Here is a 24,049-nt window from a genome sequence, read left to right on the forward strand (position 1 = left end):
CAGTTATCCACAGGGTTGACACCCTACGGGCCTCCGGATCACCATTGAAGCGGATGAACCGAACGATCGGTCGGTAGGGAGCCCGGGATGGCGGCAGTGACTGCGGACCAGACGACGCAGAGGACAGCAGGCGCGGCGGACGAGGCGGACGAGGAGCGTCTGGCGGCCTTCGACGCCGCCGTGGCGGCCGACGACCGGATCGAGCCGCGGGACTGGATGCCCGAGGCGTACCGAGCCTCGCTGGTCCGTCAGATGGCCCAGCACGCCCACTCCGAGATCATCGGCATGCAGCCCGAGGCCAACTGGATCACCCGGGCGCCCTCGCTCCGCCGCAAGGCGATCCTGATGGCGAAGGTGCAGGACGAGGCCGGGCACGGCCTGTATCTGTACAGCGCGGCGGAGACGCTGGGGACCAGCCGCGAGGAGATGCTCGACAAGCTGCACGCCGGGCGGCAGCGCTACTCCTCGATCTTCAACTACCCCACGCTGACCTGGGCGGACGTCGGCGCGATCGGCTGGCTGGTGGACGGCGCCGCGATCACCAACCAGGTGCCGCTGTGCCGCTGCTCCTACGGCCCGTACGCCCGCGCGATGGTCCGGGTCTGCAAGGAGGAGTCCTTCCACCAGCGTCAGGGGTACGAGCTGCTGCTCGCCCTCAGCCGCGGTACCCCCGCCCAGCACGAGATGGCCCAGGACGCGGTGAACCGCTGGTGGTGGCCCTCCCTGATGATGTTCGGTCCGCCCGACGACTCCTCGGCGCACTCCGCACAGTCGATGGCCTGGAAGATCAAACGGCACTCCAACGACGAGCTGCGCCGGCGCTTCGTCGACATCTGTGTCCCGCAGGCAGAGGCGCTGGGGCTCTCCCTCCCCGACCCCGACATCCGGTGGAACGAGGAGCTGGGACAGCACGACTACGGGGCGATCGACTGGACGGAGTTCCAGGAGGTCCTCAAGGGCAACGGCCCCTGCAACGAACAACGGCTGACCCAGCGGCGCACGGCCCACGAGGAAGGCGCCTGGGTCCGCGACGCGGCGGCGGCATACGCAGACAAGCACGCGGCACGGCACGGCACAGCCGGAGCGGCCGCCCAGCCCGTGGAGGCGACCGCATGAGCAGCTCGACCGACTGGCCCCTGTGGGAGGTGTTCGTGCGCTCCCGGCGAGGGCTGTCCCACACCCACGCGGGCAGCCTGCACGCGCCGGACGCCGAGATGGCCCTGCGCAACGCCCGCGATCTGTACACCCGGCGCTCGGAAGGCGTCTCCCTCTGGGTGGTCCCCTCTACGGAGATCACCGCGTCCTCGCCGGACGAGAAGGACTCGTTCTTCGAGCCCGCCGGGGACAAGCCGTACCGTCACCCCACGTTCTACGAGATCCCGGAAGGGGTGAAGCACCTGTGAGCGCGGCTCTCGCCCTCGGCGACGACGCACTGGTGCTCTCGCACCGGCTGGGGGAGTGGGCGGGCCACGCTCCCGTGCTGGAGGAGGAGGTGGCCCTGGCCAACATCGCCCTCGATCTGCTGGGTCAGGCCAGGATGCTGCTCTCGTTCGTGGGCGACGAGGACCAGTTGGCGTACCTCCGTGAGGAGCGAGCCTTCCGCAACGTCCAGCTGGTCGAGCAGCCGAACGGCGACTTCGCCCACACCATCGCCCGCCAGCTCTACTTCTCCGTGCACCAGCACCTGCTGTGGGAGGCGCTGGCCGCCGGCGAGGGCGAGTTCACGGATCTCGCGGCCAAGGCGGTCAAGGAGGTCGCCTACCACCGGGACCACGCGGAGCAGTGGGTCCTGCGGCTGGGCGACGGCACCACGGAAAGCCATGAGCGCATGCAGCGGGCGCTGGACGCCCTGTGGCGGTTCACCGGCGAGCTGTTCGAGCCGGTCGAAGGAGTCGATGTCGACCGGCAGGCCCTGCGCGACGGCTGGCTGGCCGCTGTCACCTCGGTGGTGGAGCGGGCCACCCTGACCCTCCCGTCAGGGCCGCACTCCGGCGCCTGGGCGGCCGGAGCGGGCCGGCAGGGTCTGCACACGGAGCCCTTCGGGCGGATGCTCGCCGAGATGCAGCACCTGCACCGCAGCCACCCGGGGGCGTCATGGTGACCACCGAGACCCCGCTGGAAGCGGAGCTCCACCGTCTGGCGGGCTCCGTTCCCGATCCCGAGCTGCCGGTTCTCACACTCGCCGAGCTCGGCGTGCTCCGCGGCGTGCGGGCCGAGGGACCGGACAAGGTCACCGTTCGGCTCACCCCGACGTACACCGGCTGCCCGGCCATCGAGGCCATGTCCGCCGACATCGAGCGTGTGCTGCACGACCACGGCGTCAGTGAGGTGTCCGTGGTCACGGTCCTCGCCCCTGCCTGGTCGACCGACGACATCAGCGACGAGGGGCGCCGCAAGCTCGCGGAGTTCGGCATAGCGCCGCCTCGGCCGGGGAGCGGGCCCGGCGGGCCAATTCCTCTGACGCTCTCGGTGCGCTGTCCGCACTGCGGTTCCACGGACACGGAGCTGCTGAGCCGGTTCTCCTCCACGGCCTGCAAGGCACTGCGCCGCTGTGTGACGTGCCGCGAACCGTTCGACCACTTCAAGGAGTTGTAGATGTTCCATCCGCTCCGGGTCAGCGCGATCGAACGGATCACGGACGACGCGGTGGCCGTCACCTTCGCCGTGCCGTCCGAACTGCGCGAGACCTTCCGCCATGCTCCCGGCCAGCACCTGAATGTGCGCTACCGCGTCGATGGCGAGGAGATCCGGCGGTCGTACTCGATCTGCGCCCCGGCCACCGAGCAGCCGGGCGACCCCTTGCTGCGGGTGGGCATCCGCATGGTCGACGGAGGTGCGTTCTCGACGTACGCCCTCAAGGAGCTGGCTGTGGGGGACCAGTTGGAGGCGATGGCTCCGATGGGCCGTTTCGTCCTCGCTCCGCGCCCCGGCCACTTCGCCGCGATCGTCGGTGGCAGCGGAATCACCCCGGTGCTGTCGATGGCGGCGACCCTGCTGGCACGCGAGCCCTCGGCGCGCTTCTGTCTGATCCGTAGCGACCGTACGGCTGCGTCGACGATGTTCCTGGACGAGGTGGCGGACCTCAAGGACCGTTATCCGGACCGCTTCCAGCTGGTGACCGCGCTGTCCCGGGAGGAACAGGCTGCCGGGCTCCCCTCGGGCCGGCTGGACCGCGAGCGGCTCACCGGACTGCTGCCCGCCCTGTTGTCCGTGCCCGACGTGGACGGCTGGTTCCTCTGCGGGCCGCTCGGCCTGGTCCGGGGGGCGGAAGGGGCGCTGCGCGCACTGGGCGCCGACCGGTCACGCATCCACCAGGAGATCTTCCACGTCGCCGACGAGGGGACGGCCCTGCCGACGGCCGCCAGGGTGGCAACGCCGTCGGAGAGCAGGCTCACGGCGACACTCGACGGGCGGTCGGGCAGCTGGCCGGTGCAGGACGGCGAATCGCTGCTGGAAACGGTGCTGCGAAGCCGCTCGGACGCTCCGTACGCCTGCAAGGGCGGAGTGTGCGGGACCTGCCGGGCCTTCCTGGTCTCGGGCGAGGTGCGGATGGACCGCAATTTCGCCCTGGAACCGGAGGAGACCGGAGCAGGCTTCGTGCTGGCCTGCCAGTCGCACCCCGTCACCCCCGAGGTCGAACTCGACTTCGACCGCTGAGACCGCCCAACGCTGATGCAGCCGATCGCCGGGGCCGCCCGAGGAGGTCGCGCGGCCCCGCCCGAAAAGTGACCTGCCCGCGCCGGCACCGCCGTGTGCACGACCGCCGTACGCACGACCGCCGTACGCACGACCGCCGTGCGCACGGCGCCGCGGAAGCGGTCAGAGCACGAAGGCCGAGCTCCCGGTGTCCGTGACCATCGGGCGCCCGGCGCCGTCCCAGGCGAGCATGCCGCCGTCGATGTTCACGGCGTCGATGCCCTGCTGCACCAGATACTGGGTGACCTGGGCCGACCGGCCTCCGACGCGGCACATCACGTGCACACGCCGACCGTCGTCGGCCGCCTCTGTCAGCTCACCGAAGCGGCCCACGAAGTCGCTCATGGGAATGTGCAGAGCACCCTCGACATGCCCGGCCGCCCACTCGTCGTCCTCCCGGACGTCCAGCACGAAGCCGTCCGACGGAACCGCCGCGACGTCCACCGAGGGCAGTGGAGCGAAATTCATGGGTGTGCCTTCTCTCGTACGTACGCGCCAGGGTCATCCGGAACGCTACTGCACCAGCCCAGCCAGCTCGCCCTCACGCTGGGACACCTCCGCCAGAAGCTTCTCGCCGATGTCGTCCAGCAGCCGGTCGGGGTCGTCCGGCGCCATCCGCAGCATCGAACCGATCGCGCTCTCCTCCAGTTCCTTGGCCAGAACCGTCAGCAGCTCCTTACGGCGGCTCAGCCACTCCAGCCGTGCGTAGAGCTCCTCGCTCTCGCTCAGCCGCAGCTCCGGCGTCACAGGCCCCGCCGCCCACTCCGCGGCCAGCTCCTTCAGCAACGCCACGTCTCCGCGCCCGTAGGCCGCGTTGACCCGGGCGATGAACTCGTCCCGCCGTGCCCGCTCCGTCTCGTCCGGTGCCAGGTCCGGGTGTGCCTGACGGGCGAGCTCCCGGTAGAGCTTGCGCGCCTCCTCGCTGGGCCTGACCCGCTTCGGCGGCCGGACGGGCTGGTCGGTGAGCATGGCCGAGGCCTCGGGCGAGAGGCCGTCCGAGTCCATCCAGTCGTGGAAGAGCTCCTCGACACCAGGCATCGGCATGACGATCGCCCGCGCCTCCTGGGCCTTGCGCAGGTCCTCCGGATCGCCGGTCTTCGCGGCCCGCGCCTCCGCGATCTGCGCGTCGAGCTCGTCGAGGCGGGCGTACATCGGGCCGAGCTTCTGGTGATGCAGCCGGGAGAAGTTCTCCACCTCCACCCGGAAGGTCTCCACCGCGATCTCGAACTCGATCAGCGCCTGCTCGGCCACCCGCACAGCCTTGGCGAGCCGCTCCTCGGGCCGAGGAACGGCCCCCTCACCCGCCGCGTCACCGCCGGCCTCACCAGCCGCGCCGCCTGCGGGATCACCAGCCGCGTCGCCGGAGGCGGGACCCGCCTCCGGCGCACCGTCCGGGCCCGCCCGCAGGTCGTCACCCCGCGACGCGTCCTCCGCGTGCCGCGGCACATCCCGCGCGTGCTTCGGCGCGTCCTGCCGGTCCTGGTTCTGCCGGTCTTCGTCGTTCCGGGTGGTCGGCACCCCGGCGGCTTCGTGGGTCACCCGTCCAGCGTATGGCCACGGCCCGCGCCGTGAGGACACACGGTGGCCGCAGAACCCGCTCAGACGCCGAGCTCAGCGGCTATTCGCCCCGCCCGGACAGCCCGGACGAGCTCGGCATGATCCGCCTCGGTCCGGTCCGCGTACGTCACGGCGAAATCGGCCACCGCCGCGTCCAGCTCGGTGTTCTTCCCGCAATAACCCGCGAGCAGCCGGGGGTCCGCGCTGTGCGCATGGGCCCGGGCCAGCAGGGCGCCGGTCATCCGCCCGTAGTCGTCCACCTGGTCCGCGACGAGTGCGGACGGATCCACGCTCCCCTTGCGGTTCCTGAACTGGCGTACCTGATACGGCCGGCCGTCGACCTCGGCCCAGCCGAGCAGTATGTCGCTGACGACCTGCATCCGCTTCTGGCCGAGCACCACCCGGCGCCCCTCGTGCACCACGTCCGGCACCTCGAAGCCGATCCGCCCGAGATAGGGAGAGAGCGCGGACGGGCGGGCCTCCTTCACCTGCAGCACCAGCGGCTCACCGCGGTGGTCGAGCAGCAGCACCACATACGACCGGGTCCCCACGCTTCCCGTGCCGACCACCCGGAACGCCACGTCATGGATCGCGTAACGGGCCAGCAGCGGAACCCTGTCCGCCGAGATCGTCCCGACGTAACCCTCCAGCCCCGCCGCCACGGCCGCCGCCTCCGCGTCGGGCACACGGCGCAGTACGGGCGGTGAGTCGACGAAACGGCGACCGCCGTCCTCGCACTCCTCCGTGGACCTGGCGGCGAAGCGGGCACTCGTGTTGTTCCGCGCCTTCGCGGAAACCCGCTCCAGAGTGCCGAGCAGGTCCCGGGCATCGGTGTGCGAGACGAGCTCCTCGTCCGCGATGGCGTTCCACGCGTCGAGTGCGGGCAGCCCCGCCAGCAGACGCATCGTGCGGCGGTACGCGCCCACCGTGTCGTACGCGCCCTGCCGGCAGGTGGCCTCGTCCGCCCCCGCCTCTCTGCCTGCGAGCACCAGCGAGGTGGCGAGCCGCTTGAGATCCCACTCCCACGGGCCGAACACGGTCTCGTCGAAGTCGTTGAGATCGATGACCAGGTTGCCGCGCGCGTCGCCGTACAGCCCGAAGTTGGCCGCGTGCGCGTCACCGCAGAGCTGGGCGCCCACGCCCGTGACCGGAGTGCCCATCAGGTCGTGTGCCATCAGACCGGCCGAGCCGCGCAGGAACGCGAACGGCGTCGCGGCCATCCGCCCCACCCGTATGGGCGTGAGGCCGGGCACCCGGCCCTCGTTCGACTCCACGACCGCCTGGACCGCGTCCGGCCTCCCGGCGGGCAGGTCCAGCGAACTGTGCGCGGACCGGGGCACCTCGAGCCTCAGCGCCTTACCGGCCGCCTTCGGGGAAGCCGCCCCAGGTCCGGGCCGCACCGCTCCGGCCACGCGCCGCGCGAATCCGGGCACGACCGGGATACGCCCGTCCCCGGTCATCCGCTGTGCCGGCACCGTCGCCTCGACTTCGCCCATGGTGCGCCGCCTCCCCCGCCTCGTTCAGCCGTCCCGTCCGACCAACATCAACCGCGGACGACGGTACAACCGTCCGTGACAGCCGTCTGCCCCTGTGGACAACTCGGAGCCCGCTGTGGACAACCTCCCGCAGCGGCCGGGCCTCCATGCCTGCGGACAGAGCCCCGGCGTCCGGCCGTCACACCCCGACGGCCTCTTCCATCTCCTCCTCGGCCCCGGCCGCAGCCCGCACGGCGGCCGCTTCACGCGCCTTCTCCGCCTCCTCGCGACGCCGCTTCGCCTCGGCCAGGCCCGCCACCCCCAGGGCGGCCAGGCCGGCCACGAACCACAGAGCCAGCACCAGCAGGTGCCCGCCCAGGGCGTGCCCGCCGAAGTACACGTGGCTGCGCACCCCTTCGACGAATCCCGCACCGTTCCAGAAGGAGTGCAGGGCGCCGAAGAAGCCCGGCTGGACCTCAGGCCGGAAGATGCCCCCGGAACTCGTGAAGTTGAGCATGACGAAGAGCAGCATCACGCCGAGCGTGGTCCACCGCTTGAGGAAGGTGTGCAGCCCCACCCCGATCAGCAGGATCCCCGCCGAATAGAGCCACGCCATCGCCCACAGTCCGCCGAGGCCGTGATCCACCAGACCGAACACCGGCCCCGCGAACGCGGCTCCGATCACACTCACCACGAGCGAGGTGCCGATGGCCAGACCGGCCCTGATCCGCAGGGCCAGCACCGCCCCCGCACCGCCGATCACCGCGACCGACGCGTACGACCCGATACTGACCGCCACCAGCAGGAAGAAGATCCCCTGGCCGGTCGGATCACCATCCGCCGTGGGCGCCACATCCGTCACCTCGAGCGGGGCACCCTGCTCGGCGGCCACCTCGGTGAAGACCTTCTGGACCACCGTCGCGCTGGTGTCCGACGAGGCGGTGGCAACCAGGAGCTCAGGGCTGCCGCCCGGGACGTACGCGCCGTAACTCTGCTGCGTCCTCAGGTGGTTCACCGCGATGTCGCGGTTCGCTACGGTACGCACACTCAATGCACCGTCGCCCTTGTCCTGCAAGGTCTGGGCGAGCACCTGCGCGCTTGCTCCCGAGCCGACGACGTCCACCCTCAGGTCGTGCGGCGCCGGGGCGTGAAAGGCCCCCAGATAGGCAAGCCCCATACCGATGCACATCAGCAACGGCGTTATGAGATGGCTGAGCACATGACGCAGCGCACCGGCGGTTGAGCCGGAGGCGGAGCTCGGACCTGCGGACATGCGACCACTCCTCCAATGGTTGGTTTTTACAACTATTAGTCTCGTTGTAGCATACAACTAAAATTCGAGAAGGTGATTCATGTGGCAGACACCCCCCGGGAACGCGAGGAGTCGCTGGACGTCATCCAGCGCGAGCTGACCGCTTTCGCGCGCCGCGCACGCTCGACCGCGGCACGGCTCCACCCGGATCTGCCGCTGGTCTCGTACACGCTGCTCGCCCACATCGACGACCTGAACGGCTGCCGCGCGACCGACCTGGCGGCGCACTACATGCTGGACAAGTCGACGGTCAGCCGACAGGTGGCGGCACTGGAGAAGCTCGGCCTGGTCGAGCGCCATCCGGACCCGGACGACCAGCGCATCCAGGTACTGCACCCCACCGACGCCGGCACCCAGGCACTCGCCTCGACCCAGGCCAGTCGGCGCGCCGCCTACCGGGAACGCCTCGGAGCGTGGACATCGGACGATCTCGAACGGTTCGCGGAGTACCTGCTGCGCTACAACGCGGCGGGCGAAGACGCCGGACCCCGATAGACACCTGACCACTCCGCCGCGGGACGGCCCGGCGGCGGGTCAGAAGCCCCTCGGGCGGCCCGGCGGAAATTCAGCAGCCCTTCGGGCCCCCGAGGTAGGCGTCGGCCCACCGCCCGAGCTCCTCGAGCGCGGGCCCCATCGCGGCGCCGGCCTCCGTCAGCTGGTACGCGACCCGGAGCGGGGGCCCTTCGTCGACCTCACGCACCACGAGACCGGCCGCCCCCAGCTCGGACAACCGGTCCGACAACATCCGCTCGCTGATCCCCGGAATCGCTCGACGCAGATCCGCGAAGTGCACCGGCCGCTGCATCAGCACCGAGACGATCGGGCCCGTCCAGCGCTTCCCGAACAGTTCGAAGACGCGCGTGATGCTCCCATCCACCTGCCGACAGGCCTGCTCACTGTGTTCCGCCATGCTCCCCAGCGTACTGCGCCGGAGTGCGGGGCTTATGAAAAGTAAGTGACTATGTTAATACTAGGTACGTACTGAAAAGCCGGATCGCGCTCACCCGCCCACGACCGTCACCCGTGGCTCGTACCGATCCGCCCACCCGACTCCTACGGAGATCCCCATGGCCACGCTTCTGCACCTCGACTCCGCCGTTTTCCCCCAGGGCTCCACGTCCCGTGAGGTCACCGCCGCCTTCGTCACGGCTTGGAGCGAGCAGCACCCCGACGGCAAGGTCGTCTATCGCGATCTCGCCGCCACCCCCCTGCCCCACCTGGACGCCTCGGCCGTAGCCGCCGGCGCCGAGGACCCGCTGCGCGGGGAGCTGGCAGCCGAACTGGCTGCTGCGGACGCCGTGCTCATCGGCGCGCCGATGTACAACTTCTCCATCCCGTCCACCCTCAAGGCATGGCTCGACCAGGTGATCATCGTGGGCCACAACGCGGGGCCCGGCAGCTCTGTCACCGGCATGCCCGTCACCGTTGTGGCCAGCCGAGGCGGCTCGTACGCCCCCGGCACGCCGCGTGAGGAGTTCGAGTTCGTCCAGAACTACCTGGAGAAGGTGCTGACGGGCATGCTGGGAGCCGAAGTCGATTTCATCGTCCCGGAGTTGACGCTGGCCCACTCGAAGCCCGAGATGGCCGAGCTCATCCCCCTCGCCGACGCTTCCCGCGCCCAGGCTTTCACCGACGCCGCGGAGAAGGCCAAGGCCCTCGCAGCGCGCCTCGCGGCCTGAGCCGACCCTGGCGGGCAGGCCCGCACGAAAGGCCTCTTTAGGTGCGGTTCTGACGTTTCACGTGAAACAGGAGCCTCCCCGGGACGTGCTTCCGAGGTGGATGCGGGCTTCGTCACAGCACCCCTCGCACCCACCCGGATCCACCACCGAAGAACCCCGGACAACGAAGAACCCCCGCATCGGATCTCTCCGGTGCGGGGGTTCTGTCGAACCAACCCGGCGGTCGCAAGCGACTGCCTGTTGTGCGCGAGGGGGGATTTGAACCCCCACGTCCCTAAGGACACTGGCACCTGAAGCCAGCGCGTCTGCCGTTCCGCCACTCGCGCATGAGTGGTGTTTTCAGACTCTCTCACCGAGTGGTGCGAGCGCCTGGCGACAACGGAAGATTAGCACGCTGGACAGGGTGGATTCACATCCGTTGTTTCGCCGAACCCACGGGGGGAACCGGGAACGCGGAAAGCCTGGCCCCACTCCTCCTGAGTGCACCCGGAGTGCGGGACACTGTCAGGAGGGCACCTCTACGATCCGTGTGAGAGGTGACACTCATCCACTGTGCAGACAAGGGGAACCAGCCGATTTCCCCACGCGTGGATACGATCAGTAAGCAGTACAGGGATGACGACACCGGAGGAGGTGCCCCATGGGAGTCATGAAGCGTTTCGAGCAGCGTCTCGAAGGTCTGGTCAATGGCACCTTCGCCAAGGTCTTCAAGTCCGAGGTGCAGCCGGTCGAGATCGCGGGAGCCCTTCAGCGCGAGTGCGACAACAACGCGTCGATCTGGAACCGTGAGCGGACCGTCGTGCCCAACGACTTCATCGTCGAGCTCAGCACCCCGGACTACGAGCGCCTCAGCCCGTACTCCGGCCAGCTGGGGGACGAGCTGTCCGGCCTCGTACGTGACTACGCCAAGCAGCAGCGGTACACCTTCATGGGACCGATCAAGGTCCACCTGGAGAAGGCGGACGACCTCGACACGGGTCTCTACCGCGTACGCAGCCGGACCCTGGCGTCGAGTTCGTCACAGCAGGGCCAGCAGGGCGGCCCCGCTTCCCATGCCCAGCCGAACCGCCCCGCCGCCCCTCAGGGGCAGGGTGGCTACGGCTACCCGCCGGCTTCCGCCCCTCCCATGCCCCCGGCCCCGCCGCCGGGCGCAGGGCGCTCCGGAGGCCCTTCCAGCGACTGGCGCCCTCCGGCCGCGTCCGGCCCCATGCCGGACGCCCAGGTGCGGCGCTGGATCGAGATCAACGGCACCCGCCATCAGATCTCCCGCCCGACGTTGGTGATGGGACGAAGCACCGACGCCGACGTGCGGATCGACGACCCCGGCGTATCGCGCCGGCACTGTGAGATCCGGACCGGAACGCCCTCGACGATCCAGGATCTCGGGTCTACCAACGGCATCGTGGTAGACGGGCAGCACACCACCCGCGCTACGCTCCGCGACGGCTCGCGGATCGTCGTGGGCAGCACCACCATCGTTTACCGGCAAGCCGAAGGGTGAAGCGGGGGCAATGTCAGAGCTGACCCTGACGGTCATGCGGCTAGGTTTCCTGGCTGTTCTGTGGCTATTCGTAATCGTGGCCGTCCAGGTCATTCGCAGCGACCTGTTCGGTACGCGTGTCACGCAGCGCGGCTCACGCCGCACTGCCGCTGACGCCCGTCCGCAGCAGGGACGCCAACAGCAAGCAGCGCCTCCTCAGCAGCGCCAGCAGTCCGGGCGCCAGCGCCGCGGGGCACCCACAAAGCTGGTCGTCTCCGAGGGCACGCTCACCGGGACCACCGTCGCGCTCCAGGGGCAGACCATCACCCTGGGCCGGGCGCACGACTCAACGATCGTGCTGGATGACGACTACGCGTCCAGCAGGCATGCCAGGATCTACCCGGACCGTGACGGCCAGTGGATCGTCGAGGATCTCGGGTCCACCAACGGCACGTATCTCGACCGGACCCGGCTCACCACCCCGACACCTGTTCCGCTGGGCGCGCCGATCCGCATCGGCAAGACCGTCATCGAGCTGCGGAAGTAGTACGACAATGAGCGAGCGGAGCGAGCGAGCCGCCGCGGTCCTGACGACGGACCCGGCCCGGCTCCCGACCGGAGGGTGGGCAGTGTGGCTCGAGACCGGCTGTACCCCGAACCGACGGGCGAGGTGCGCATGAGCTTGTCCCTGCGCTTCGCCGCCGGATCGCACAAGGGCATGATCCGGGAAGGCAACGAGGACTCCGGCTACGCCGGCCCCCGCCTTCTGGCCATCGCCGACGGCATGGGCGGCCAGGCGGCCGGAGAGGTCGCCAGCTCCGAGGTGATCTCCACGCTCGTGCAGCTCGACGACGACGTCCCGGGCTCCGACATCCTCACCTCGCTCGGCACGGCGGTCCAGCGGGCCAACGACCAGCTGCGCGTCATGGTCGAGGAGGACCCCCAGCTGGAGGGCATGGGCACGACGCTCACGGCCCTGCTCTGGACCGGTCAGCGTCTCGGCCTCGTCCACGTCGGCGACTCCCGCGCCTACCTCCTGCGGGACGGCGTCCTGACGCAGATCACCCAGGACCACACCTGGGTCCAGCGCCTCGTCGACGAGGGCAGGATCACCGAGGAAGAGGCCACCACCCACCCGCAGCGCTCCCTGCTGATGCGGGCGCTGGGCAGCGGCGACCACGTGGAGCCCGATCTCTCCGTCCGGGAGGTCCGCGCCGGTGACCGCTACCTGATCTGCTCTGACGGACTGTCCGGCGTCGTCTCCCACCAGACCATGGAAGAGACCCTGGCCAGCTACCAGGGCCCTCAGGAGACCATCCAGGACCTCATCCAGCTCGCCCTGCGAGGCGGCGGTCCCGACAACATCACCTGCATCGTCGCCGACGTCCTGGACGTGGACAGCAACGACACCCTGGCCGGGGAGCTCAACGACACCCCGGTCATCGTCGGCGCCGTCGCCGAGAACCAGGCCGCCCAGGCGAACGACGGCCGCGCCATGGAGACCCCGGCGGGCCGCGCGGCCGGCCTCGGCCGCCCCGTGCCGCCGCCGTCCGGGGGCTTCGGCCCCCCTGGCAGCGGCGACGACATGGGTTACGGCTCCGGCCCGGACGACGCCTTCAACTCGTACACCGACGACGATTTCGTCAAGCCCCGCGGCCGCCGCAGGTGGCTGAAGCGGTCGTTCTACATCGTGCTCGCGCTGGCCGTCATCGGCGGTGGCGTCTACGGCGGATACCGCTGGACCCAGACGCAGTTCTACGTGGGCACGAAGGACGACAACGTCGCGCTGTACCGCGGAATCAGCCAGGACCTCGCCTGGGTGTCCCTCTCGAAGGTCGAGGAGGACACCAAGATCGAACTCAAGTACCTCCCGCCCTACTGGCGCAAGCGGGTCGAGGCGACCATCTCCCAGGGCAACCTCACCGATGCCCGCAAGAAGCTCAGCGAGCTCGAGGCACAGGCCTCCGCCTGCAAGAAGGACGCGCAGCGCCGCGCGGCCGAGGCGGACACCAATGCCGCCGCGGACAACAATGCCGCCAAGGACCAGGGCGAGGCCGGCACCGCCTCCGACAGCCCGTCAGCCACGTCTCCCGCCAAGGGGACCAAGACCGCGACTCCCACTCCCGGCCCCAGCCTCTCGGAGGAAGAGAAGAAGCTGGCCCTGCAGTGCGGTAAGCAGTAAGCCGTAGGGGGCCTTCAGCACATGAGCGTTGTCACCAACACGACCACCATCGGCGCGATCGACGCGCCGAGCCGCCGTAACACCGAGCTGGTACTCGTCGCCTTCGCCGTCCTGATCTCGGTGTTCGCGTACGCCAATGTGGGCCTCGCCCTCAACGGCGAACTGCCCGCGGGCATGCTCGGCTACGGGCTGGGGCTCGCATTGCTCGGCGGAGTGGCGCATATCGCCGTCCGCAGATTCGCCCCGTACGCGGACCCGCTGCTGCTGCCTCTGGCGACGCTGCTGAACGGGCTTGGTCTGGCGTTCATCTGGCGCCTGGACCAGTCGGAACGCTTCCAGGCGCTCAAGACCTTCGCTCCTGCGGCCTCCAAGCAGCTGATCTTCTCCGCGGTCGGTGTCGCCCTGATGGTGGGCGTCCTCATCGCCCTCAAGGACCACCGCATCCTGCAGCGCTACACCTACATCTCCATGGTGGTGGCGCTGATCCTGCTGATCCTGCCGATGTTCTTCCCCGCCGTTAACGGTGCGAAGATCTGGATCAACATCCCGGGCGTGGGCACGATCCAGCCGGGAGAGTTCGCCAAGATCGTCATCGCGGTGTTCTTCGCCGGCTACCTCATGGTCAAGCGCGACGCGCTGGCCCTGGCCAGCCGCCGTTTTATGGGGCTCTACCTCCCGCGTGGCCGTGACCTCGGGCCGATTCTCATGGTCTGGGCGTTCTCGATCCTCATCCTGGTCTTCGAGACGGACCTGGGTTCGTCGCTGCTCTTCTTCGGCATGTTCGTCGTCATGCTGTACGTCGCCACCGAGCGCACCAGCTGGATCGTCTTCGGGCTGCTGATGTCCGGGGCCGGCGCCGTCGGTGTGGCCACCTTCGAGCCGCACGTACAGGACCGCGTCACCGCGTGGCTCGACCCGTTCGCGGGCTGGGGCAAGATTCCCGCCAGCGAGCAGATGGCCAAGTCCCTGATGGCGTTCGGCTCCGGCGGCACGCTCGGGACCGGCCTCGGCCAGGGCAACTCCGACCTGATCGGCTTCGCCGCCAACTCCGACTTCATCCTTGCCACCGTCGGCGAGGAGCTCGGCCTCGCCGGCATGATGGCGGTCCTGCTCGTCTACGGCTTGATCGTCGAGCGGGGTGTCCGTACCGCGCTCGCTGCCCGCGACCCGTTCGGCAAGCTCCTCGCGATCGGCCTCTCCGGTTCCTTCGCCATCCAGGTCTTCGTCGTCGCCGGCGGTGTCATGGGGCTCATCCCGCTGACCGGTATGACCATGCCGTTCCTCGCGCAGGGTGGCTCGTCGGTCATCGCGAACTGGGCGCTCATCGGGATCCTGATCAGAATCAGCGACACGGCCCGACGTCCCGCCCCGGCCCCCGCACCGTCCCCGGACGCCGAGATGACCCAGGTGGTCCGACCGTGAACAAGCCGCTCCGCAGGATCGCGATCTTCTGCGGCATCCTCGTACTGGCCCTGCTGATCCGCACGAACTACATCCAGTACGTCCGTGCCGACGAACTCACCGCGAACGAGCACAACCGCCGCATCCAGATCGAGCGCTACGCCCACGAGCGCGGCAACATCATCGTCGACGGCGAGCCCGTAACCGGCTCCGTCGAGACCACGGACAGCGACTTCAAGTACAAGCGGGTCTGGAAGAACGGCCCCATGTGGGCGCCCGTCACCGGCTACTCCTCGCAGGCCTTCGACTCCTCGCAGCTGGAGAGCATCGAGGACGGCATCCTCACCGGCAACAGTGACGACCTGTTCTTCGACCGCACCCTGTCGATGTTCACCGGCGAGAAGAAGACCGGCGGGAACATCGTCACCACCCTCAACGGTGCCGCCCAGAAGGCCGCCTTCGAGGGGCTGGGCGACAAGAAGGGCGCGGTCGCCGCGCTCGACCCGCAGACCGGCGCCGTCCTGGCGCTGGCCAGCACTCCCTCGTACGACCCCTCGGTCTTCGCGGGCAACTCCATGAAGGACTCGGACGCCCGGCAGAAGCTCCTCAAGGACGAGGACAAGCCGATGCTGAACCGGGCCCTGCGGGAGACCTACCCGCCCGGCTCGACGTTCAAGGTCGTCACGGCCGCCGCGGCGCTGGAGAACGGCCTCTACACCGACATCGACGCCAAGACGGACTCCCCACTGCCCTGGCGGCTCCCGCAGTCGACCAACCTGCTGCAGAACGAGGGGAACATCCCCTGCAAGGACGCCTCGCTCCGGGTGGCGCTGCGCTACTCCTGCAACACCGTCTTCGGCAAGATGAGCGACGACCTCGGCAACAAGAAGATGATCGAGCAGGCCGACAAGTTCGGCTTCAACGAAGAGGTCTTCACACCGGTCCGCGCCGACGCCAGCGTCTACCCGAAGGACAACCCGCCGCAGAACGCCATGGCGGGCATCGGCCAGGCCTCCAACCGCGCCACTCCGCTCCAGATGGCCATGGTCGCGTCGGCGATCGCCAACGACGGCAAGCTCATGCAGCCGTACATGGTCGCCCAGCGCCAGGCGCCCAACCTGGACGTCATCTACACGCACGAGAAGGAGCAGCTCAGCGAGCCGCTCTCGGCGGAGAACGCCCAGAAGGTGCAGCAGATGATGGAGACCGTGGTCCAGGACGGCACGGGAACCAACGCGCAGATCGACGGCGTCACTGTCGGTGGCAAGACGGGTACCGCCCAGCACGGCCTCAACAACAGCGAGAAGCCGTACGCCTGGTTCATCTCGTACGCCAAGACCGACAGCGGCTCCCCGGTCGCCGTCGCCGTGGTGGTCGAGGACGGCAACGCCAACCGGGACGACATCTCCGGCGGCGGGCTGGCCGCTCCGATCGCCAAGAACGTGATGAAGGCGGTACTCGACGGAAAGTAGTGACACCAGTCACAACTTCTGTTCACACCAGCACATTGGGATACCGGTCGGATATCAGCTGACGGGTGCGGGCCGATCACGCCGGGCGTGCCCGGTAGCGTATGCGCGAACAGCGCACCGCCGGACCACACACGGGTGCGGTCGGGACTGACGGAGAGGGCTGGATCAGTTATGGAAGAGCCGCGTCGCCTCGGCGGCCGGTACGAGCTGGGCTCGGTGCTCGGCCGTGGTGGCATGGCCGAGGTCTACCTCGCGCATGACACCCGGCTCGGCCGCACCGTCGCTGTGAAGACGCTGCGGGCCGACCTCGCCCGCGATCCGTCCTTCCAGGCACGGTTCCGCCGTGAGGCCCAGTCGGCCGCCTCGCTCAACCACCCCGCGATCGTCGCCGTCTACGACACCGGCGAGGACTACGTCGACGGCGTCTCCATCCCGTACATCGTGATGGAGTACGTCGACGGATCGACGCTCAGAGAGCTCCTGCACTCCGGCCGCAAGCTGCTGCCGGAGCGGACCCTCGAGATGACGGTCGGGATCCTCCAGGCGCTGGAGTACTCGCACCGCGCCCAGATCGTCCACCGTGACATCAAGCCGGCCAACGTCATGCTGACGCGCACCGGCCAGGTCAAGGTCATGGACTTCGGTATCGCGCGCGCCATGGGCGACTCCGGCATGACGATGACCCAGACCGCCGCGGTCATCGGCACCGCCCAGTACCTCTCCCCGGAGCAGGCCAAGGGCGAGCAGGTCGACGCACGCTCCGACCTGTACTCCACCGGCTGCCTGCTCTACGAGCTGCTCGCGGTCCGGCCGCCGTTCGTCGGGGACTCGCCGGTCGCGGTCGCGTACCAGCACGTCCGTGAGGAGCCGCAGCCTCCGAGCAACTTCGACCCCGAGATCACGCCCGAGATGGACGCCATCGTCCTGAAGGCGCTGACCAAGGACCCCGACTACCGCTACCAGTCGGCCGACGAGATGCGGGCCGACATCGAGGCCTGCCTCGACGGCCAGCCGGTCGCGGCCGCGGCGGCCATGGGAGCGGGGGGCTACGGCGGGTACGACGGCTACAACAACGACCAGCCCACCACCGCCCTGCGGGCCGCGGACCAGGGTGGCGCCCAGACGTCCATGCTGCCCCCGGTCAATCCGGACGACGGCGGCTACGGCTACGACGACCGCCCGGACCGCCGGCGCCAGAAGAAGAGCAACACCTCGACGATCCTCCTGGTCGTCGCCGGCATCCTGGTGCTCATCGGAGCGATCCTCATCGGCCGTACGGTCTTCAGCTCCACCGACGGCGGCGGCGGCAAGGTCGATGTGCCGAACCTGATCGGTTCCACGATGGAAGAGGCCCAAGGGCGCGCGGACAACGCCGAGGTCAAACTGGCGGTCGGTTCCAAGGAACCCTGCGCGAACCAGGCAAAGGGCAAGATCTGCAGCCAGTCCCCGTCCGCGAGCGAGAAGATGGAGACGGGCGAGACCGTGACGGTCGTCGTCTCCACGGGCGCCCCCAAGGTCGAGGTCCCCGACGTCCTGGAGAAGTCCGAGGACAGCGCCCGCAAGGCGCTCGAGGACAAGGGCTTCACGGTGAACGTCAAGACCGAGGAGTCCGAGAAGACCGTGGACACGGTCATCTCCCAGGACCCCGAGGGCGGTTCGAAGGTGGAGAAGGACACCGAGGTCACGATCACCGTGGCCAAGGAGGCCACCGTGCCGATGCCCGACGTGCGCACCCGCTCCTACGACGCGGCCGTGGCACAGCTGAACGGCCTCGGGTTCACCAACGTGTCGAAGCAGGATGTCGACTCGGAGGAGGCCGCCGGGACGGTCATCGAGCAGACCCCCACGGGTCCGAGCGAGCAGTCCAAGGACGTCCAGATCGTCCTGAAGGTCTCCAAGGGCCCGGCTCAGCCCGAGCAGCCCGAGCAGGTCACCATCCCGGGTGACCTTGTCGGGCAGCGGTTCCAGCAGGCGAAGGCAACGCTCGAAGGAATGGGCCTCGTGGTCGCGCTCGCGCAGAACTCGTCCGACAAGCCGAACGCCATGGTGATGCAGGCCGACCCGGGGCCCAACACCCCGGTCGCCAAGGGCACCACGGTCACCCTCACCACGATCGGCGGCGACATCATCGGCGGCCGGTCCGGCTCCGGGGACTGACCCGCGTAGCGCCGTACGGACGAACGCACAGGGCCCCGGTCACCTCAACGGTGACCGGGGCCCTGTGCGTTCGTCCGTGACTACCGCAGCTCCGCCGGCTTGGTGCGGTCCCTGTCCACCTTCTCGGTCCGCACCAGCTCGCCCCAGACGATGTAGCGGTACTTCGAGGTGTAGACCGGCGTGCACGTCGTCAGCGTGATGTAGCGGCCGGCCTTCTTCACGCCCGACTCCTTGGGCACCGGGGCGATCGCGTCGACGTTGAACTTCGACGTCTCCGGCAGCTCCGCGAAGACCTTGTAGACGTACCAGGTGTCCTTGGTCTCGAAGACGACCGCGTCGCCCTTCTTCACTTTGTCGATGTTGTGGAACTTGGCGCCGTGCCCGTCCCGGTGCGCGGCGAGAGTGAAGTTGCCCTGCGCGTCCGAGGGAAGGGCCGACTTCACGGGGTCCGTGTAGTAGCCGGCGATGCCGTTGTTGAGCGTCTCGGTGTCGGTGCCCTTCTTGACCAGCACCTCGCCGTTCTTCATGGCGGGGACGTGCAGGAAACCGATCCCGTCCCTGGTGTCCAGCGCTCCCGGGCCGCCTGCCCAGCGGTCTCGGACGGTGCTGCCCTGCTTGTCCGCCTCACGGTCGGCCAGCACGTTGGTCCACCACAGTGAGTAGACGACGAACAGCCCCAGCACCAGCCCGGCGGTGATCAGCAGTTCGCCGAAGAGGCTCACCGCCGTCGCGACGGGGTGGCGGCTCCTGCGCCGGACCGGGGCCGCCGGCTCGTCGGTGCGCTCTTCGTGCTCGGTCCTCGCTGCCACCGCACCCGTCCCTGTCGTGATGTCGTCCAGCTCGCGTCAGCCGACGAGCGCGTCGGGCTTCCCCTTGCTGCGCGGCCGTTCCTCGACCATTTTGCCCCACACGATCATTCGGTACGTACTCGTGAATTCCGGGGTGCACGTCGTCAGCGTGATGTACCTGCCCGGGCCGGTGAAGCCGGAGCCCTGGGGCACTTCGTCGATCACCGACACATTGGACGGCGACGTCTGCGGAAGGATGCTGGTCATCTCGTACGTGTAGTAGGCGTCCTGCGTCTCGACCACGATCTCGTCGCCCTGCTTCAGCTTGTTGATGTAGCGGAAGGGCTCACCGTGGGTGTTGCGGTGACCGGCCACCGCGAAGTTCCCCTGCTCGTCCGACGGCATCGCGGTCTTCAGCTTGCCCTCGGCGTAGTGACCGATCATGCCGCGGTCGAGGACCTTCTCCTTGCTGATGCCCTCCGCGATCGGGGCGACCACGTCCAGCTTGGGGATGTGCATGATGGCGAACCCCTGGCCGGGCTCGAAGGCCCCCGGGCTGCGCTCGCCGTTGGCCCAGTCGTCCTGGATCTTGCTCGTCTCCCGCCCGGCGATCTGGTCGGCGCGGACGTTGGTCCACCACAGCTGGTACGTGACGAACAGGAGCATCAGCACGCCGAAGGTGATGAACACTTCGCCGACGACCCGGCTGGCGACGACGGCGGGGCTGTCCTTGGCGGCGCGGGCCGCGCGCCGGGCCTCCAGCCGTGACATCGGGACCGCGGGCTCCGCCGCCTCGGTCCCGGTGGCGCGCCGGGGTTCGCCCCGTCGTCTGCCGTGCCCCTTGGCCGCCCGGCGGCGCTCGGCCCGGCCACCTGTCGGCGGCGGTTCGGGAGCGGGACCGGCGGTGTCGGCCCCGTCCGGCTCCGACGCCCGCCGGGTGTCGGAGGTCCGCAGCGCCATGGTCTCGTCGTGCAGGACCGGACCGACGTCGGCGACAGGCCGCGCAGGGTCCGGGCCGACATCGGCGACGGGCCACGCGGCGTCCGGACGGACGTCGGCGAAAGCTTTCACGGGGCCCGGGGCAGCTGCTGCCCGGACCGGGGGCGGCGTCCCCTGACCGGATATCACCGCTGTCCCCTGGGCGGTCGGTGCGCCAGGAGCTGTTTCCGGCCCCTGGTGCCCGTACCAGTCCCTCTGGTACCCCTCCGGGTCGTACCACTCGCCCGGGGTCTCCGCGGCTCCTTGGGGCGCCGTCTGGGGCATCTGCTGCGTCCCGCTGTCCTGGGGGCCCTCCGCCCGGAACCAGGGCGAGGTGTGCTGCCCCGCCGACGGGTCCGTGGGCCGCTGACCCGGCAGCGGGTCGTTCAGCGGGTCCGCGAGCTGCTCCACCGCCGCCTCGAACGTGCCGTCGGGCTCGTACGCACCCTGCGCGTACGGGCCTTCCTGCCCGGCGGAGGGGCGGAGTGAGGTCACGCGGCGGCCTTGCCCACCACCGGGGCGAGCCCCGCCGATCTCGCGACCGCGCCCTCGTCACCACACTGCTCCAGCCAGTTGGCCAGCATCAGGTGACCGTGCTCCGTGAGCACCGATTCGGGATGGAACTGCACTCCCTCCACCGCCTGTTCGCGGTGGCGCAGCCCCATGATGATGCCGTCGGCGGTGCGTGCGGTTACTTCGAGCACGGGCGGGACCGTCGCCGGTTCGGCGGCGAGCGAGTGGTAACGCGTCGCGGTGAAGGGGGAAGGCAGTCCGGCGAACACGCCCTTGCCCTCGTGCAGCACGGGGGAGGTCTTGCCGTGCAGCAGCTCCGGCGCGCGGTCCACGACACCGCCGTACGCGACGGCCATCGACTGCATCCCCAGGCAGACGCCGAAGACCGGCACCCCGCTCCGCGCGCAGTGGTGGACCATCTCGATGCAGACCCCCGCCTGCTCGGGTGTGCCGGGGCCGGGCGACAGCAGAACGCCGTCGAAGCCGTCCTCGGCGTGTGCCGTGGTCACCTCGTCGTTGCGCACCACTTCGCACTCGGCGCCGAGCTGGTAGAGGTACTGGACGATGTTGAAGACGAAGCTGTCGTAGTTGTCGACGACGAGAATGCGTGCGCTCACTGACCGGACCCCGCTCCGCTGGTGCCTTCGCCGTCCACCGTCACATCACCGAACGGGAGCAGAGGCTCCGCCCAGGGGAAGACGTACTGGAAGAGCGCGTAGACAACGGCAAGGGCCAGCACGAGCGAGATGAAGCCCCGCACCCATGCGTTGCCCGGCAGGTGCCGCCAGATCCAGCCGTACATGCTGTTGCCTCCATTCGGTACGGCACCAGACTAAACGGCCGGGGCACAGGCGTGGGTCAGCTGTGGAAAGCCGCTCGTGCGGACGTGCGTCACAGTCCCGCGCGGGTCTCCCGCGGGCTACTCCACAGGCTGTGCGTAGTGGAGGTCGACGGTGCCCGAATAGCCGGGAAGCTTCAGCTTGTCGTCCTCCTCGACCTTCCATCCCAGCCCGTACGCCTTCACGTACAGCTGGTAGTTCTGGATGGCCGTGGAGTCGTCGAGCGCCTGCCGCAGCTTCCCGGTGTCACCGACGGCGGTGACCTTGTACGGAGGCGAGTAGACCCGGCCCTGCAGGATCAGCGTGTTGCCCACGCAGCGCACCGCGCTGGTGGAGATCAGCCGCTGGTCCATCACCTGGATCCCGCGGGCGCCGCCCTCCCAGAGGGCGTTGACCACGGCCTGCAGGTCCTGCTGGTGGATCACCAGGTCGTTGGGTTGAGGCTCGGGGTACCCGGGGTTGGCGGTGGCGTCGGCAGGGGCGTCGTTCAGCGTGACGGAGAGCGCCTCACCGGAGACCTCCGTGGTGCCCGCGGCCTTCTCCAGCGCGTCGAGCTCGGCGTCCTCGGCGCGGGTGCTCCCGTCGTCGCGCCGGGCGAGGGTGTCGATGTCCGCGCGCACGGAAGCGGTCGATTCGTCCAGCTCCGCGTTGTTCTCGCTGCGCTGCTGAATGAGGTCGGAGAGCTTCAGCAGAGAGGAGTCGGTCCGGATATCGGTCCCCTTGGCCGCATTGGCGCTGGTCACGAAGATCAGCCCGGCCAGTGCGAAAACGGCAGCGGTGAGGCCTTGGACCGGCCATCGGGACATGCGCCCGGCCGGGCCGCGAGGAGAGTCGGCAGAATTGCTCAACGTACCCTTATCTCCTTAGGCGCCACGGAAGCACTACGCTAACGGACGCCCCGGGGAGGCAGCATTCCCCCTCGCGCCCCGGCGCCAGCCACAGATCCCTGCGCGGTCACGCAGCGCATCGACAGGAGAGTCCCTCGTGCCGAAGTCACGTATCCGCAAGAAGGCAGATTTCACGCCTCCGCCGGCGAAGCAGGCGACGAGCATAAAGCTGACCAATCGCAGTTGGGTGGCGCCGGTGATGCTGGCGCTCTTCCTCATCGGTCTGGCCTGGATCGTGGTCTTCTACGTCACCGAGGGCGACCTGCCGATCGACGCTCTCGGCAACTGGAACATCGTGGTGGGCTTCGGGTTCATCGCCGGTGGCTTCGGAGTCTCCACGCAGTGGAAGTAGCTCTGCCCTGAGTTACCCACAGAGTTATCCACAGGTAGGGGAAAAGGTCAGACGATCTGTGGATAACTTCCCTCGAAGTTGACGCCGGTGTGACTACACACTTACGCGTCGCGCGAGGGTACGCCCCTTGTCCTGCCTGGTAAAACCCGGTCCAGCGACAAGGGGCACACCTGTTCCCCACGTCATGCACAAGATCCGGCACGCTCTGTGGACAACCGCACCCCTGGAGCAACAGATTCCGCTCAGGTGAGCACGGCGGTCCTGACGAGCACGGTCACCACGACCGCCACGAGGATCAGCCCACAGGCTCCGTACTGCACGAGATTCCGGCGCTCCCGGGGTGCGTGGACCATGGCGGTCGCGATCAGCGCCCCGGCGACCAGCCCACCGACGTGCGCCTGCCAGGCGATCCCGCCCCACGGATTGAAGGTGAAGATCAGGTTCACCACGAGGAGCGCGATCACCGGCCGCATGTCGTAGTTCATCCGGCGCATCAGCACGGCCGTGGCACCCAGCAGTCCGAAGACCGCCCCTGAGGCGCCGAGCGAGCCCTGGCCGGGGTCCGCGATCGCATAGGTGAGAGCGCTGCCCGCCAGCCCCGACAGCAGGTAGAGCGCGAGGTACCGGGCACGGCCCAGCGCGGCCTCCAGGGGCCCGCCGAGCCACCACAGCCCCAGCATGTTGAACGCGATGTGCCACACCTCCTGGTGCAGGAACATCGACGTCACCAGCCGGTACCACTGCCCCTCCGCCACTCCTTCGATGCCGGCCGACGGATCGCCCGAGTAGGCACGGCCGAACAGCAGCAGATCGTCGAGCAGTGAACGGCCGCCGACCGAGACCGCGATGAAGACGGCGAGGTTGACGGCGAGCAGGATCTTGGTGACCAGCCTGGGGTCGGCGGCCACGCTCCCGCCGGCCAGCGTCCGCGGCCGGTTCGCCGCCGGATGGTGGCCCGTACCGGATCCTTGACGGACGCACTCCGGGCAGTGGAAGCCCACCGACGCCTCGATCATGCAGTCCGTACAGATCGGCCTCTCGCACCGCGTGCAGCGGATTCCCGTCTCCCTGCCCGGATGCCGGTAACACGTGGGTGGACCGCCCGCGGCCGCGGACCTGTCCTGGTCTTCCGGCGGCTGCTGGTCCATCGGTCACGGCCCCTTCGGTCCTCGTCCGTGCAGGGGGCACACATGCGACCGCCCCGCTCGCCCGTTATGTAACAGTACGGATGAGCAGGGCGGTTGGTTCCCGCAGGGCGGCGGCCGGCCGGGTCAGCGGCCC

Annotated in this window: 25 protein-coding genes and 1 tRNA gene; 14 read left to right on the plus strand and 12 right to left on the minus strand. The window is 69.2% G+C overall.

Annotated elements, in window-relative coordinates; all coding sequences use genetic code 11:
- The first annotated feature begins 87 nt into the window (after positions 1-87).
- Genes paaA through ACIQM3_RS25620 form a run of 5 tightly spaced genes read left to right on the plus strand, consistent with a single transcriptional unit; the run spans position 88 to position 3,657 of the window.
- On the plus strand, positions 88-1,116 hold the full coding sequence (paaA, locus tag ACIQM3_RS25600) for a 1,2-phenylacetyl-CoA epoxidase subunit PaaA (protein ID WP_401627913.1): 1,029 nt from the start codon (positions 88-90) through the stop codon (positions 1,114-1,116).
- Entirely contained in the window at positions 1,113-1,403 is a 291-nt protein-coding gene (gene paaB / locus ACIQM3_RS25605; protein ID WP_031090474.1) for a 1,2-phenylacetyl-CoA epoxidase subunit PaaB, read from the plus strand. The genes paaA and paaB overlap by 4 nt, the downstream gene beginning before the upstream one ends.
- On the plus strand, positions 1,400-2,101 hold the full coding sequence (gene paaC / locus ACIQM3_RS25610) for a 1,2-phenylacetyl-CoA epoxidase subunit PaaC (protein ID WP_401627915.1): 702 nt from the start codon (positions 1,400-1,402) through the stop codon (positions 2,099-2,101). Before paaB ends, paaC begins: the two co-directional genes overlap by 4 nt.
- Positions 2,095-2,595, plus strand: a complete 501-nt coding sequence (gene paaD, locus ACIQM3_RS25615) for a 1,2-phenylacetyl-CoA epoxidase subunit PaaD (RefSeq protein WP_401627916.1) — start codon at positions 2,095-2,097, stop codon at positions 2,593-2,595. The genes paaC and paaD overlap by 7 nt, the downstream gene beginning before the upstream one ends.
- Positions 2,596-3,657 (plus strand): 2Fe-2S iron-sulfur cluster-binding protein, encoded by a 1,062-nt coding sequence (locus ACIQM3_RS25620; RefSeq protein ID WP_401627918.1) that lies wholly within the window; start codon positions 2,596-2,598, stop codon positions 3,655-3,657.
- A 162-nt stretch (positions 3,658-3,819) separates the two neighbouring features.
- Here the strand turns inward: ACIQM3_RS25620 and ACIQM3_RS25625 are convergent, their stop codons facing one another.
- From ACIQM3_RS25625 to ACIQM3_RS25640, 4 genes are all read right to left on the minus strand, one after another.
- Entirely contained in the window at positions 3,820-4,164 is a 345-nt protein-coding gene (locus ACIQM3_RS25625; protein WP_401627920.1) for a rhodanese-like domain-containing protein, read from the minus strand.
- Positions 4,165-4,209: 45 nt separating this feature from the next.
- Complete coding sequence (locus ACIQM3_RS25630; protein WP_401627921.1) at positions 4,210-5,235, minus strand: J domain-containing protein; 1,026 nt, start codon at positions 5,233-5,235, stop codon at positions 4,210-4,212.
- A 59-nt stretch (positions 5,236-5,294) separates the two neighbouring features.
- On the minus strand, positions 5,295-6,749 hold the full coding sequence (locus ACIQM3_RS25635; protein WP_401627922.1) for a DUF2252 domain-containing protein: 1,455 nt from the start codon (positions 6,747-6,749) through the stop codon (positions 5,295-5,297).
- Between the two features lie 178 nt (positions 6,750-6,927).
- On the minus strand, positions 6,928-8,001 hold the full coding sequence (locus ACIQM3_RS25640; protein WP_401627923.1) for a hypothetical protein: 1,074 nt from the start codon (positions 7,999-8,001) through the stop codon (positions 6,928-6,930).
- 81 nt (positions 8,002-8,082) lie between these two features.
- Here ACIQM3_RS25640 and ACIQM3_RS25645 point away from each other — a divergent pair, with 81 nt between their 5' ends.
- Entirely contained in the window at positions 8,083-8,535 is a 453-nt protein-coding gene (locus tag ACIQM3_RS25645; RefSeq protein ID WP_401627924.1) for a MarR family winged helix-turn-helix transcriptional regulator, read from the plus strand.
- A gap of 70 nt (positions 8,536-8,605) precedes the next feature.
- On the opposite strand, the gene ACIQM3_RS25650 is transcribed toward ACIQM3_RS25645, so the two are convergent.
- The gene (locus ACIQM3_RS25650) at positions 8,606-8,950 is read right to left on the minus strand and encodes a winged helix-turn-helix transcriptional regulator (protein ID WP_401627926.1); all 345 of its coding nucleotides are present in this window, start codon (positions 8,948-8,950) and stop codon (positions 8,606-8,608) included.
- A 157-nt stretch (positions 8,951-9,107) separates the two neighbouring features.
- On the opposite strand from ACIQM3_RS25650, the gene ACIQM3_RS25655 reads away from it, so the two are divergent.
- A complete protein-coding gene (locus tag ACIQM3_RS25655; protein WP_401627927.1) occupies positions 9,108-9,719 on the plus strand; it encodes an FMN-dependent NADH-azoreductase in 612 nt (203 codons plus the stop codon).
- Positions 9,720-9,962: 243 nt separating this feature from the next.
- Here ACIQM3_RS25655 and ACIQM3_RS25660 read toward each other — a convergent pair.
- Positions 9,963-10,045 (minus strand) — tRNA-Leu (locus ACIQM3_RS25660).
- A 314-nt stretch (positions 10,046-10,359) separates the two neighbouring features.
- Here ACIQM3_RS25660 and ACIQM3_RS25665 point away from each other — a divergent pair.
- From ACIQM3_RS25665 to pknB, 6 genes are all read left to right on the plus strand, one after another.
- Entirely contained in the window at positions 10,360-11,220 is an 861-nt protein-coding gene (locus tag ACIQM3_RS25665) for an FhaA domain-containing protein (protein WP_401627929.1), read from the plus strand.
- A 10-nt stretch (positions 11,221-11,230) separates the two neighbouring features.
- Positions 11,231-11,746 (plus strand): FHA domain-containing protein, encoded by a 516-nt coding sequence (locus tag ACIQM3_RS25670; RefSeq protein ID WP_104787364.1) that lies wholly within the window; start codon positions 11,231-11,233, stop codon positions 11,744-11,746.
- 129 nt (positions 11,747-11,875) lie between these two features.
- The gene (locus tag ACIQM3_RS25675; protein WP_401627931.1) at positions 11,876-13,381 is read left to right on the plus strand and encodes a Stp1/IreP family PP2C-type Ser/Thr phosphatase; all 1,506 of its coding nucleotides are present in this window, start codon (positions 11,876-11,878) and stop codon (positions 13,379-13,381) included.
- A gap of 21 nt (positions 13,382-13,402) precedes the next feature.
- Entirely contained in the window at positions 13,403-14,803 is a 1,401-nt protein-coding gene (locus ACIQM3_RS25680) for an FtsW/RodA/SpoVE family cell cycle protein (RefSeq protein WP_401627933.1), read from the plus strand.
- Positions 14,800-16,254 carry a peptidoglycan D,D-transpeptidase FtsI family protein gene (locus ACIQM3_RS25685; RefSeq protein WP_401627934.1) on the plus strand — a complete coding sequence of 485 codons (1,455 nt, stop codon included), beginning with the start codon at positions 14,800-14,802 and terminating at the stop codon, positions 16,252-16,254. The genes ACIQM3_RS25680 and ACIQM3_RS25685 overlap by 4 nt, the downstream gene beginning before the upstream one ends.
- 171 nt (positions 16,255-16,425) lie before the next feature.
- Complete coding sequence (pknB, locus tag ACIQM3_RS25690; protein WP_401627936.1) at positions 16,426-18,411, plus strand: Stk1 family PASTA domain-containing Ser/Thr kinase; 1,986 nt, start codon at positions 16,426-16,428, stop codon at positions 18,409-18,411.
- A gap of 80 nt (positions 18,412-18,491) precedes the next feature.
- On the opposite strand, the gene ACIQM3_RS25695 is transcribed toward pknB, so the two are convergent.
- The 5 genes from ACIQM3_RS25695 to ACIQM3_RS25715 all read right to left on the minus strand — a co-directional run bounded on the left by ACIQM3_RS25695 (position 18,492) and on the right by ACIQM3_RS25715 (position 22,335).
- Positions 18,492-19,220, minus strand: coding sequence for a class E sortase (locus ACIQM3_RS25695; RefSeq protein ID WP_401627938.1), 729 nt, complete (start codon positions 19,218-19,220; stop codon positions 18,492-18,494).
- Positions 19,221-19,256: 36 nt separating this feature from the next.
- Entirely contained in the window at positions 19,257-20,672 is a 1,416-nt protein-coding gene (locus ACIQM3_RS25700) for a class E sortase (protein ID WP_401627939.1), read from the minus strand.
- Positions 20,669-21,307: an aminodeoxychorismate/anthranilate synthase component II gene (locus tag ACIQM3_RS25705; RefSeq protein WP_401627941.1), complete on the minus strand. Its 639-nt coding sequence runs from the start codon at positions 21,305-21,307 to the stop codon at positions 20,669-20,671. Before ACIQM3_RS25705 ends, ACIQM3_RS25700 begins: the two co-directional genes overlap by 4 nt.
- Positions 21,304-21,492 carry a hypothetical protein gene (locus tag ACIQM3_RS25710; RefSeq protein ID WP_124277875.1) on the minus strand — a complete coding sequence of 63 codons (189 nt, stop codon included), beginning with the start codon at positions 21,490-21,492 and terminating at the stop codon, positions 21,304-21,306. The genes ACIQM3_RS25705 and ACIQM3_RS25710 overlap by 4 nt, the downstream gene beginning before the upstream one ends.
- A 117-nt stretch (positions 21,493-21,609) precedes the next feature.
- Positions 21,610-22,335: a DUF881 domain-containing protein gene (locus ACIQM3_RS25715; RefSeq protein ID WP_401628373.1), complete on the minus strand. Its 726-nt coding sequence runs from the start codon at positions 22,333-22,335 to the stop codon at positions 21,610-21,612.
- Between the two features lie 178 nt (positions 22,336-22,513).
- Here ACIQM3_RS25715 and crgA point away from each other — a divergent pair, with 178 nt between their 5' ends.
- Complete coding sequence (gene crgA, locus ACIQM3_RS25720) at positions 22,514-22,768, plus strand: cell division protein CrgA (RefSeq protein WP_383567994.1); 255 nt, start codon at positions 22,514-22,516, stop codon at positions 22,766-22,768.
- 242 nt (positions 22,769-23,010) lie between these two features.
- Here crgA and ACIQM3_RS25725 read toward each other — a convergent pair whose 3' ends face one another.
- Positions 23,011-23,916, minus strand: a complete 906-nt coding sequence (locus ACIQM3_RS25725; RefSeq protein ID WP_401627943.1) for a rhomboid family intramembrane serine protease — start codon at positions 23,914-23,916, stop codon at positions 23,011-23,013.
- Between the last annotated feature and the right edge of the window lie 133 nt (positions 23,917-24,049).

This window comes from Streptomyces sp. NPDC091271 (assembly GCF_044757505.1).
Taxonomy (GTDB): Bacteria; Actinomycetota; Actinomycetes; order Streptomycetales; family Streptomycetaceae; genus Streptomyces.